The sequence below is a fragment of the Citrobacter braakii genome (assembly GCF_002075345.1).
GTDB lineage: Bacteria > Pseudomonadota > Gammaproteobacteria > Enterobacterales > Enterobacteriaceae > Citrobacter > Citrobacter braakii.
In genome coordinates, this window is sequence record NZ_NAEW01000008.1 from 188,879 (window position 1) to 200,064 (window position 11,186).

Annotated in this window: 11 protein-coding genes and 1 pseudogene; 9 read left to right on the forward strand and 3 right to left on the reverse strand. The window is 51.2% G+C overall.

Features of this window, described 5'->3' with window-relative positions; all coding sequences use genetic code 11:
• The first annotated feature begins 163 nt into the window (after positions 1-163).
• The 7 genes from BZK42_RS18210 to BZK42_RS18240 all read left to right on the forward strand — a co-directional run bounded on the left by BZK42_RS18210 (position 164) and on the right by BZK42_RS18240 (position 8,307).
• Positions 164-1,405: an MFS transporter gene (locus tag BZK42_RS18210; protein WP_080859660.1), complete on the forward strand. Its 1,242-nt coding sequence runs from the start codon at positions 164-166 to the stop codon at positions 1,403-1,405.
• Between the two features lie 19 nt (positions 1,406-1,424).
• Positions 1,425-2,861, forward strand: coding sequence for a glycoside hydrolase family 32 protein (locus BZK42_RS18215; protein ID WP_080859646.1), 1,437 nt, complete (start codon positions 1,425-1,427; stop codon positions 2,859-2,861).
• Between the two features lie 96 nt (positions 2,862-2,957).
• Positions 2,958-4,235, forward strand: coding sequence for an OmpG porin family protein (locus BZK42_RS18220; protein ID WP_080859648.1), 1,278 nt, complete (start codon positions 2,958-2,960; stop codon positions 4,233-4,235).
• Between the two features lie 14 nt (positions 4,236-4,249).
• On the forward strand, positions 4,250-5,743 hold the full coding sequence (locus BZK42_RS18225; RefSeq protein WP_079937223.1) for a glycoside hydrolase family 32 protein: 1,494 nt from the start codon (positions 4,250-4,252) through the stop codon (positions 5,741-5,743).
• Positions 5,744-5,755: 12 nt separating this feature from the next.
• Positions 5,756-6,769 (forward strand): OmpG porin family protein, encoded by a 1,014-nt coding sequence (locus BZK42_RS18230; protein ID WP_032681794.1) that lies wholly within the window; start codon positions 5,756-5,758, stop codon positions 6,767-6,769.
• Positions 6,770-6,884: 115 nt separating this feature from the next.
• Complete coding sequence (locus tag BZK42_RS18235; protein WP_080859650.1) at positions 6,885-7,835, forward strand: aminoimidazole riboside kinase; 951 nt, start codon at positions 6,885-6,887, stop codon at positions 7,833-7,835.
• Positions 7,836-7,995: 160 nt separating this feature from the next.
• The gene (locus BZK42_RS18240) at positions 7,996-8,307 is read left to right on the forward strand and encodes a hypothetical protein (protein WP_080859652.1); all 312 of its coding nucleotides are present in this window, start codon (positions 7,996-7,998) and stop codon (positions 8,305-8,307) included.
• Between the two features lie 166 nt (positions 8,308-8,473).
• Here the strand turns inward: BZK42_RS18240 and BZK42_RS18245 are convergent, their stop codons facing one another.
• Positions 8,474-8,848, reverse strand: a complete 375-nt coding sequence (locus BZK42_RS18245; protein WP_249025145.1) for a GNAT family N-acetyltransferase — start codon at positions 8,846-8,848, stop codon at positions 8,474-8,476.
• A gap of 140 nt (positions 8,849-8,988) precedes the next feature.
• On the opposite strand from BZK42_RS18245, the pseudogene BZK42_RS18250 reads away from it, so the two are divergent.
• Positions 8,989-9,401: pseudogene (locus BZK42_RS18250) on the forward strand (NAD(P)(+) transhydrogenase (Re/Si-specific) subunit beta); the annotation flags it as partial.
• A gap of 283 nt (positions 9,402-9,684) precedes the next feature.
• Positions 9,685-10,212 carry a YbaK/EbsC family protein gene (locus tag BZK42_RS18255; protein WP_080859655.1) on the forward strand — a complete coding sequence of 176 codons (528 nt, stop codon included), beginning with the start codon at positions 9,685-9,687 and terminating at the stop codon, positions 10,210-10,212.
• Here the strand turns inward: BZK42_RS18255 and BZK42_RS18260 are convergent.
• Together BZK42_RS18260 and BZK42_RS18265 are read right to left on the reverse strand one after the other, a co-directional pair.
• Positions 10,183-10,389 (reverse strand): helix-turn-helix transcriptional regulator, encoded by a 207-nt coding sequence (locus BZK42_RS18260; protein WP_024360482.1) that lies wholly within the window; start codon positions 10,387-10,389, stop codon positions 10,183-10,185. The genes BZK42_RS18255 and BZK42_RS18260 overlap by 30 nt on opposite strands.
• A gap of 107 nt (positions 10,390-10,496) precedes the next feature.
• A complete protein-coding gene (locus BZK42_RS18265) occupies positions 10,497-11,087 on the reverse strand; it encodes a YagK/YfjJ domain-containing protein (protein ID WP_080859658.1) in 591 nt (196 codons plus the stop codon).
• Positions 11,088-11,186 lie beyond the last annotated feature (99 nt).

The following is an 11,186-nucleotide window of genomic DNA, read 5'->3' on the forward strand; positions in this document are numbered from 1 at the left end:
AACCCCGGGGAGTTGCAAGCCACGAAAGAAAATTTGATCTTGATCTCAAAGTATGTATGTTAACGTTAACTTTTGTGATTAACATCGAGTATCAACGCGAAATCAAGTGTAGAACAAAAATGTTAACGTTACCATGTCAGCATATCATTCCTCTGAGATTACGTTGATGAAAAAAAGGCCTTCCCAAAGCTATCTGCTGCTTAGCGCTCTGCTGTTCTTTTTCTTTGTGACCTGGTCCTCATCAAGCTCACTCCTTTCCATCTGGCTGCATCAGGAAGTGGGGCTGAAAGCGTCGGAAACCGGCATTATCTTTTCCGTGTTATCCGCATCCGCGCTCTTCGCTCAGGTTTGCTATGGCTTTATTCAGGACCGGCTTGGCCTGCGTAAACATTTGCTCTGGTGCATTACGGCGCTGCTCGTTCTCTCCGGCCCCGCCTACCTGCTTTTTAGCTATTTGCTGAGCGTTAATATTCTGCTAGGCAGCGTATTCGGCGGCTTGTTTATCGGGCTGACCTTTAACGGCGGCATCGGCGTTCTGGAGTCCTATACCGAGCGCGTTGCGCGGCAGAGTACCTTTGAGTTTGGTCGGGCCCGCATGTGGGGGTCGCTGGGCTGGGCTGTCGCCACGTTTTTTGCCGGGCTGCTGTTTAATATCAACCCTGACCTTAACTTTCTGGTGGCCTCTTGCTCAGGGGGCATTTTCTTCTGCCTGCTGGCCCGCTTAAAGATCGCGGCTCCGGCAAGCATGGAAAAGCTTGAGATAGGCGCTAAAAAGGTCTCCCTTGATGATGCCCTGCGTCTGCTCACTCTGCCGCGCTTCTGGGCGCTAATATTCTTCGTGGTCGGCACCTGTATTTACGGCGTCTACGATCAGCAATTCCCGGTCTACTTCTCTTCACAGTTCCCGACGCTGAAAGAAGGCAACGAGATGTTCGGCTACCTGAACTCCTTCCAGGTCTTTCTGGAGGCCGCGGGCATGTTTTGCGCGCCCTGGCTGGTTAACCGCGTTGGCGCCAAAAATGGCCTGATATTCGCAGGGATGGTAATGGCGCTGCGCATGATCGCTTCCGGGCTGGTGGAAGGGCCGCTGCTCATTTCGATTACCAAGCTGCTCCACGCCGTCGAACTGCCGATACTGCTGGTCGCCATTTTTAAATACAACAGCCTGAACTTCGACAAGCGCCTGTCCTCCACCATTTATCTGGTGGGATTCGCCTGCACCAGCTCAATTATTGGCACCGTATTATCCCCGCTGGCGGGCTTTAGCTATGAGAAGTTTGGCTTCGCCCAGTCCTATCTGATCATGGGCATTATGGTGTTCTGCACCACGTTTATTTCCATTTTCCTATTGCGCTCAAATAGGTCCTCATCTGAGCCAACCTTTCTGCAGCAAAAAGCTGTGTAATGTACCGAGAGTAAAGACGATGACATCCTTATTAGAACTGGCTGAACGGACGCTTGAAAAAGCACAACCCGCTATTAATTCGCGCTGGTATCCGCGCTATCACCTTGCCGCTCGCGCAGGCTGGATGAACGATCCAAACGGCCTGGTATGGTTTGACGGTTGGTATCACGCGTTTTATCAACATCACCCTTATTCCCCTGAATGGGGGCCGATGCACTGGGGGCATGCCCGCAGCAAGGATCTGGTGCACTGGGAACATCTGCCGGTCGCGCTGGCTCCCGAAGGCCCGGCGGATAAAGACGGCTGCTTCTCCGGCTCCGCCGTAGTGGACGGCGATACCCTGGCGCTGATTTATACCGGACATAAGTTTCACGGTTCGCCAGACACCGACGACAATCTCTACCAGGTGCAGTGTCTGGCAACCAGCCGTGACGGCATTCATTTTGAACGGCATGGACTGGTGATTGATACCCCGCCAGGGCTGCACCATTTTCGCGATCCGAAGGTGTGGCGCGAAGGTGAGTTCTGGTACATGGTTGTCGGTTCCCGCGTGGAGAATACCGGCCAGGTGCGCCTGTACCGCTCCACCGATCTCCGCGAATGGCACGACGAAGGCGTGTTTGCCGAGGCCGAAGACGGCAAGGGTTTTATGTGGGAATGCCCGGATTTCTTTACCCTGGGAGGGACGCGCGTCCTGATGTTCTCCCCACAGGGCATGGCGGCGGAAGGGTATCACCATCGCAACCTCTTCCAGAGTGGCTACCTGCTCGGGGAGTGGCAGCCAGGCCAACCGTTTAGCCATAACGGACAGTTTATTGAGCTGGACCACGGCCACGACTTTTATGCTCCGCAAAGTTTCCTGACCCCGGATGGCCGCCGCATCGTCATCGGCTGGCTGGATATGTGGGAATCGCCGATGCCAGAACGGCAGGATGGCTGGGCCGGTATGCTCTCTCTGCCGCGCGAATTAAGCCTTACCGACGATCGTCGTCTGAGGATGAAGCCCGCCGAGGAGGTCACCGCCCTGCGCGGCAGCTATTATCCGACGCCGGTTCGCTGCCTGAATAATCAGCAAGTCCCCGTCGCGGCAGATGCCGAAGCGGTCGAAGTGCAGCTGGTATGGGACCTGAGCGCCTCTACGGCCGAACGGTTCGGCATGGCATTGGGCGACGGGCTGAGAATATATGTCGACGATCAGGCGAGGCGTCTGGTGGTGGAGCGTCGCTATCCGGAGTATTCGCTTGAAGGCACGCGCAGCATTCCGCTGCCAGCGGATAACCTACTGTCACTGCGCATCTTTATTGACCGCTCATCAGTGGAGGTTTTTGTTAACGATGGCGAAGCTTGCTTAAGCAGCCGAATTTATCCGCAGCCGGGCCAGCGCGATATTTCACTGTTTGCCAGTCATGGCGCCGCCTCATTACATGACGCCGGATACTGGTCTCTGAAGAGATAATTCCGCCGGGATCGGCTTTGCTTCTTACCCTATGAAATTTTTATTTCTGCCAGTCTCTGGCTGGCATTTTATTATCTGGAATAATGAGAGAGCGAAATGGATAAAATATTAACGCCTCACTGTCGCATTAAAGCAATAAATAAAAATATGTTCGCTTCTGGAAAACAAACATTGGCATTGATGCTGTCATTATCCGCATTTTCTGCCATCGCTGAAGAAAACAACGGCCAGCCAGGAAGCTATACGGGCAGCTATCAAAGCTATTTCCAGGATGAGCCTGAAGTTCAGGAAAAGCCTTCATTGCCTGTACAAAAGGGAAATGCGCAATCGTCCCTTAGTGCTTCTTCGTCCCCTGTTGCTGCGGGAGCTGCGGCTGAATCTATGAAGTCGACAACGCTACCCGAGGTAACGCAGAATAAATCAGCCGGGGTAACAAAAAATCGTAAAGCGGATAATCCTGAGGACGTCAGCCTACTGCGCTTAAGGCAGGAAGACCCGCCCGTTCATTGGAACAGTATCGGCCGTAACATGGAGGCTGGCGGCCTGCACGGCAACATCGGCACGCAAATAGAAATTGACGACGTGCGCTGGAGTAATAATAAGAAAAATAGCGGTAAATTCAAACTCGCTACCATTCAGGCATTTTTAAGACACGATGAGCTGCCCAACTGGTATTTTGGCTTCTGGAACGCGAGGGAAGACAGCTATAAAGGTCAATTCAGCAATCAGGACTACGGCGGCACCAATACGATCAATGAGTTTTTTGTTGGCCATATCTTTGAAACCTGGCGGGGTAATATCGGGACGGAAGTTATGGTCGGCTCCGAAACGGCAACTAAACGCTGGAAAAACCGCTTCAAAGTCTGGCAGGACATCCGCCTGACCAACAAATGGAGCCTGGCCGGGTACGCTTACGGCGAATTCCAGCCCCAGGGGAATGAGCCGGGAAATGGCGATCTTGAACAGTACATTTTCGAAATTGAGCCAGCCATTCAATACCGCGTGAATCCGGATCTCGGCCTGTATTTACGACCATATTATTACTATAACCGTCAGGAGCGTCAAAGCTGGGGCGATATTGTTGAAGAAGAATGGAAAATCACCGCTGGGCTCTGGCGAAACTGGTATCCGCTGTTAACCTCTCTGTATTTTGGCGTCGGGCAGGACAAAATAGATAATGCCAGCAATGCCAAAGAAGTTTTTTATGACGGCCGATATAAATTTATTGGCGGCACCCTTAGCTATCCGATTTATGGCGAAGTGCGATTATATGGTGAATTCAAAGCGCAGTTCACTAAAGAAACCGGACTCTGGACATCTACCGGGCACTCATGGAATCCCTTTACCGTAGTTGGCGTGAATTATAACTTCTAACATTCAGGTGTATCATGAAAAAATTAACGCTAGCGGCATCGGTCGCTCTGCTGGTGCTTTCGTTTGCAAATATGCCAGCCTGGTCGCAGCCGTCTAAAGAAACATTACAAAATAAAAGCATTAGCCATATTAAAGATTTTTTCCCACGGGTCGAAGGCTCCTTTGTTGGCGACCCGATGCCGGTCTATAACGACGGTGAATTTGATATTTTTTATCTGAACGATATCCGCGGCGGCAGCGACCTCGGGGTACACGCCATACATCTGCTGTCGAGCAGCAACTTATATGATTATCAAAACCATTCGGAAGTGATTCCCTACGTTAACGACGTGGACGATCCTGAACTGCTGCTGGGAACCGGTTCAATGATTAAAGTCGGCGATACTTGGCATGCCTGGTACACCGCACACAATGAAAACGTGTTCCCGGTTGAATCGATAATGCACGCCACCAGTAAAGATCGCCTTCACTGGGTAAAACATCCGCAGAATACTATTCTACCGGGCGCTAGCTACCGGGGGAATGACTTCCGGGATCCCCATGTCGTTTGGGTTGAAGAAAAGAAAGAATACTGGATGTTAATTACCACCCGCAGCAACGGGCGCGGGGTGATTGCCCGCTACAGCTCAACCGATTTGGAAAACTGGCAGGACCGCGGCGTATTTTTTGATAACGACACCATTACCAGCAATGCCAACCTCGAATGCCCGACGCTAGTCTTCTTCAACGGACGCTGGTATCTCAGCTTTAGCGACCAATGGCCGTTGCGCCTGACCCAGTACCGGGTCGCCGACAATCCGGAAGGACCGTGGCAAAAAATGGATAACTATGTGGTCGATGGATCGGGTTTTTACGCGGGAAAACTGGCGCTTAAAAACGATCGCCTGTTTGTCTTCGGCTGGATCCCGACCAAAGCGGGCACCCGGGACGGCGGCAATGTTGACTGGGCAGGAAATCTGGTTGCCCATGAGCTCACCGCAGACAGCAACGGGCGGCTCAACAGCATCCTTCCCCAGGAGCTTCGCACGGTGATAAATAACAACCCTGGTCCGGTAACCCCCTTAACGAGCAGTAAAACACTAAACATAGCAACGCAGTTCGGCCCGCTGCAGTCATCTGTCTATCCGCCATTGCCCAAAAAAGGAGAGCTAAGCGCGACGATAGACGTTCCCTCTGCGGGAATGGTGATGAGCTTTGGTCTGACCGACGACAGGGTGGCTGACGCAACGCTCAACGTTGTGTTCAACAGGAGCAAGGGGAAGGTTTATTTTTTCAACGCTCCGCTGACGTCGATTCACCAGGCCAACGCTGAATCCTGGGTGGATGTTCCGCTCGATGAAAAACTTGAGCTACGCGTCCTGATCCAGGACTCGATTGCCGTCTTTTATATCAACGATAAGGCGGCATTCAGCACCCGGATGTATTCCATGCAGAACAAGCCATGGAGCATTAGCCTGCCTCAAAACGATAATTTTCACGCGACGCTGAAAATAAAAGAAATGATTTAACGGGATATTATTATGAAAAACCATCATGCCCTGACTGTTATTTTTGCTCTTCTGTTTCCGGCGCTGGCGAATGCAAGTATGAGCATCATGAAGGATTTGTCGGGAAAGGTTGTTGCCGTGGATCCGTGGTCATATCTGGATGAGGATGTGATGTGGACCTCAGCCCGCTCCTCTAATCCTACCGGTGGCCGCGTTCACGGACAGCTGAAAATGAAATATGCCATCGAGGATAATAACTGGCGTAACAGCCATTTCCATAGCGGGAAGGATTCACTGACTTTTGTGCAGGGGGTTATGCATCACGATGCGTTACCCGGCTGGTATCTGGCTTTCTCTGAGGGCAGAACCACCAACTATAACGGGACGTGGGAAGATCAGACTTACCTCAGCCAGAATCAGTGGACCCAGTTGATTATCGGCCATGAATATTTCTACAAGCGGCTGCGCTACGGCTGGGATGTTATGGGCGGAAGCTCGTCAATTGAGGACCGCTGGCAGGGGCGCATCAAGCTGTTTACCGATCTGCGCGTCACGGACAGCCTTTCCTTCTTTAACTACCTGTACCAGCAGGTTGACCACCGCCGCAGCGGCGGTTCACAAAATGACCGTGACGTGCGTTCATTTCAGATTGAACCCGGTGTTCAATACATTATCAACAACACCACCGGGGTCTGGTTCCGCCAGCAGTTCGCTTCCGCCATTTTAGACCGGGCGCAGTGGGGCGATATCGACGAAAAAAGCTGGAGCACCTCATTCGGCGTCTGGCACAACTGGGGGAGGCTATCCACAACGCTCAGCGGCGGGTACGGGCATTATAAGAAAGATAATGCCCAGCCCGAGGATGGCGAAGTATTCCAGAATACCCGCAATCGCTACCTGAAGGTGTCAGCGAATTATCCTCTGACCTCCCGCTTCACGGTGTCCGGGGAAGTTACCGGCTCGTTGATAAAGCAGAGCGGAAGCTGGGTCACTAACGGCGATGCCATCGCTACCGATTATAAGGTGATGCTGGATTATAACTTTTAACAGATAGGTTTGAATGACCGGCGGGGCATGAATACGGTTAGGCAATAGCGCAAAACCTGACGTGCCCGCAGGTCGTGTATGCATAAAATTAGTTAATTATTATTGAGGAAAAGTCATGAATATCTGGACGCTTGGCGATGCGGTGGTCGATCTTCTACCCCTTTCAGACATGCAGTATCAGGCCTGTGCAGGAGGAGCCCCGTTCAACGTTGCGGTCGGTACCGCACGCTTACGCAGCCAGAGCGGTTTTATCGGCCGGGTCGGTGACGACGACTTTGGTCATTTTTTAAAAACAACGCTGTCTGATTCAGGCGTCTCAACCGCAGGCCTTCAGATGGATAGCCAGTACAGAACCAGCACGGTGCTGGTCTCGCTCAACGGTGATGGAGAGCGCGGGTTTACGTTTTTAACCAATCCTTCCGCGGATCAGTTTTTAACGCCCGACGGACTTCCAGAATTTAACGACGATATTCTGCACTTTTGCTCGCTGGCGCTGGTCGCCGAAGTTTGCCGCACTACGTTAGCCACCGCTATCGGCAAAGTTAAGCAGCGTGGGGGATTGCTGAGTTTTGATGTGAATTTACGCGAGCAAATGTGGCTCGATAAGCGTCAAATGCTCGATACGGTGCGCCAATTTTCCTCACAGGCCGACATTCTTAAACTCTCGGAGGAAGAATGGTACTGGATGACGGGCACGCACGATTTTACCCGAGCTCTTGACGCCCTTAAGGCATTCCCCGCGCAGCTAAAGGTAGTGACCTACGGCGCGCAGGGTGCCATGGTGCTCTGGCGCGACGGCGTCATCCATTTTAACGGTTATACCGTCGACAGTGTTGATACCACCGGGGCTGGCGACGCTTTTGTCGCCGGTTTGCTGGCCTGGATTGCACAAAACGGGATGCCGGAGAGCTTTGAACAGCTCCACCAGGCCGTTGCTCAGGCCGGTGCCTGCGGTGCCCTCGCGACAACCCGCAAAGGTGCGCTGACCGCTCTGCCGGATACCGACGCGCTTGATGCTTTTATTAGCCAATTTTCTCTGCCCGACTACGAGGTTAAAAACGTCTAAATACCTTAGCTGCACGATCTCCATCCAGAAAACAGGGCCGGGCTAAGCTGGAATATTCGGCCTTTTTTCCACTTTATCCTGGGAGCCGCACTCACAGGAAAATCACAGTCCGGCGTCTGCCGATGCATGGTTGTATTTTTCACTGGAAGAGGAAAGGGGAATGATAGTCAGAACAGGACACGGCTGTGTTCCGCTAAAACATGCGCAAGGTTTTGCAAAACACCTTGAGAACACGGGTGTGGAGCATTCCAGTAGCATACCGGGAAACAGAGGTGCATTCGTGCGCAGTGAAACCCAGGGCGACTGGCCGCATTTCTTTCTGGCAAAATGGTGGCAGGGTCTGCAGTCGATCAAAGAATTTGCCGGAGAAAACTATCACATGGCGGTGACCTACCCGGACGATGAAGAGTTTGAGCTACTTTCCGAGCCTTACGTTTTTCAACATGTTGTGGAGACCGTTTCACCCCTTTAGGCTTATTTCTCGGGTAATCTCCCGGTTACCCTATTTGCTACAGCATCCTTGTTATCGTAAAGGCTACACTTTCGCTCCCTGCGGTGGGTTTAGCGGGCCGACGCCACGCTATCCATTATCAAGGGGTCATGACGGGCTTCGACCTGAACACTGGGCTAGCGTTTATTCAGATAATTTTGCGCTTCTCTAATCGAACGTCAGCATCATCAATATCCGTTTCATTACCCCAGCCGAGGTGCCTGTAAAACTGCACCGCACGGCTGTTTTTAGCCGTTTCCAGCCAGGCAATTTGATGATGTTTAAACATCTCTGTCTCCGCGGCGCTGACCAGCCCACGTCCTATCCCCTTATTCTCATAAGCAGGAACAACAAATGCGGAAAACAGACAGCATTCATCCGTTAAAATCATTGAAAACTCAACGATTTTCCCGTTATCAACCGCCACCCATGCGCAGGGGCCTTGCGCTATCATAGCGGCTATCGTGGCCTCGGTGATCCCCATCAGCTGCATCTCTCTACGGCTGAGATGATTCTCGGTCACCGAGGTTCTGACGTCGAAAATAGCTTCCACGTCTTAGGACTGGGCAAGTCTAAACTGAATTCCCATTAGGTTTGCTTCCTGCAGGATTGAAATGGTGTGTAAGGGCCTACGCGAGCGTATTTTGTCAGCCCCGCTTACAGGAATTGACCAGTCGGCTGATTGCGCTAGGCGTAAAGTTACGATTCGGTATCCATCCAGTAGCCGGGCGTTTACCGGGACATATGAACATGCTGCTGGCGGAAGCAAAAGTCTCCTACGATTTAGTGCTGGAGATGGAAGAGATTAATGACGACTTCAGTGATACCGACGTGGTGCTGGTCATCGGCGCCAACGACACCGTTAACCCTAACCCTGCTGCACAGGAAGATCCCGGAAGCCCCATCGCAGGTATGCCGGTACTGGAAGTGTGGAAAGCACAGCAGGTGGTGGTGTTCAAACGTTCGATGAATACTGGCTACGCAGGCGTACAGAACCCCTGTTCTTTAGAGAAAATACCACTATGCTGTTTGGTGATGCAAAAGCGAGCGTAGAGGCGATACTTGCGCAGCTCTAATTAATTGATTAGACGTACTGGATGCATTGCAGAGGATGATGGAAGAGTACATCACCTCCTGAAATTTTGCTCGAGTCAGAATCAGGGTATTACATTGAATATCAACACTGTTCGCTCAGCGCAGGATAGTTCTGACACATCGTTAAAAGTAAGAAGCTCATCTTGAGGTCGGTTGTGCCAGTAGGGTAATGGCTTAACAGAAGGACAGATTCAAGATGAGCTTCAGGTGAATTACATTGCCTGTGACATAAGCTAAAGGCAATGATGAAACTTAGGGGGAAATATGAATGAGCATGCGGTTCTGAAATTGCTTAATGAGCTGGATATATCTTTTCAGTACATATCACATCCGGAAGTTAAGACGGTCGCTGACCATGCGAGTTTTGCTGCGGATTTTCCGGCACAGCTGCTGAAGAACCTGTTGCTGAAAAATAGTTCTGGTAAGCATTTCTACCTGTATATGCTGGATGGCAATAAAAAGGCAGATCTTCGCGAGTTAGCGCTCCAGCTTAATGAATCGCGTCTGTCTTTTGCTAAATCAGACGAGTTAATAGAAGTACTCGGTGTGGAACCTGGCGGGGTTACGCCTTTCGCTATTGCACATAACAAGGAGAGGGATATTCGAATTGTTATCGATTCTTCTGTATCAGCGAGTCGTTCACTGGGCTTTCATCCTCTGATCAACACCGCTTCGGTTTGTATTTCTAAAAAAGACTTATTGCGGCTACTGACATTTTTCGGTTATTCCCCTGTTGATGTTCAGACCGATAGCGTGCTCGTGCTACTCGCGCGAACAACGGATGCGTTCTAATAGCCAGTCTTCGACTTCACTCTGTCGCCAGCGGGAGCTGCGACCCAGTTTGATTGGCTTCGGGAACAGGCCATCTTTTATCAGCTTATAGAACCATTTATCCGTCAGCCCCGTTAGCTTCGTGATGAACCGCATATCCACCAGTTGGTCATCGAGTAAAGAAATATGTTCTGTCATGATGCTGTCTTCCATTGTGGGATTACCCTGAGCTGGTGGTGGATCGCTCGTTACCACCAGCCCTTCCACATCAATGGATTGATACGTAAAAAAGTGCAGAACGCGAGTTACACCGTGCGAGGACGCCCCAGTCCGCTGGGTGACGGTACCTCACTGGCTCCGTAGTGATAGTGACCGTGTTTTTGCTCTTCTTTGGCGAGGTAGCTGATGATGTAGCGCAGGTTATCAATGGCTTCGGTATCACCGTAGTTCACCGGCTTATCAATACTGACGTCATAAGTGGGTTTGTATTCGCAGCGGTTGTAATAGCCTTCTCGTCGCGTTATTTCCCGCCATATTGTTCCGACTCTCTCAGCTATTGGGTAGGTAGCCTGGTTAAGGTGCCTGTCGAGATAGAACACGACATGGGCATGGCATCCGTGGTCTACAGAGTTCTCGAGTACCCAGAAATACCCAGCCAGATTTGTGTGCTGCAGGGTGCGTTCAACCAGCATGCGCACCTCTTGCTCGGTTTCGTTCCATGAATAATGTTTATAGCGTCCTGTACCTTTCTGATAGAACAGGTCGAGTCTGAGTGCCTGTATTCGGGAGTATCGGTTCAGTAGCTGATTCAGGTGGTCATTGAGTAGAGACAGCAAAAACCAGTTCATCGTGTATTTGGAATTAAAAGTGTCACTAACGGTGCGAAAGTGATCCATATCCGACGCCTGAAATCAGATCCAGGGGTTAATCTGCTCTCCTGATTCGGGAGAGCTTATGGTCACTTTTGAGACAGTTATGGAAATTAAAATCCTGCA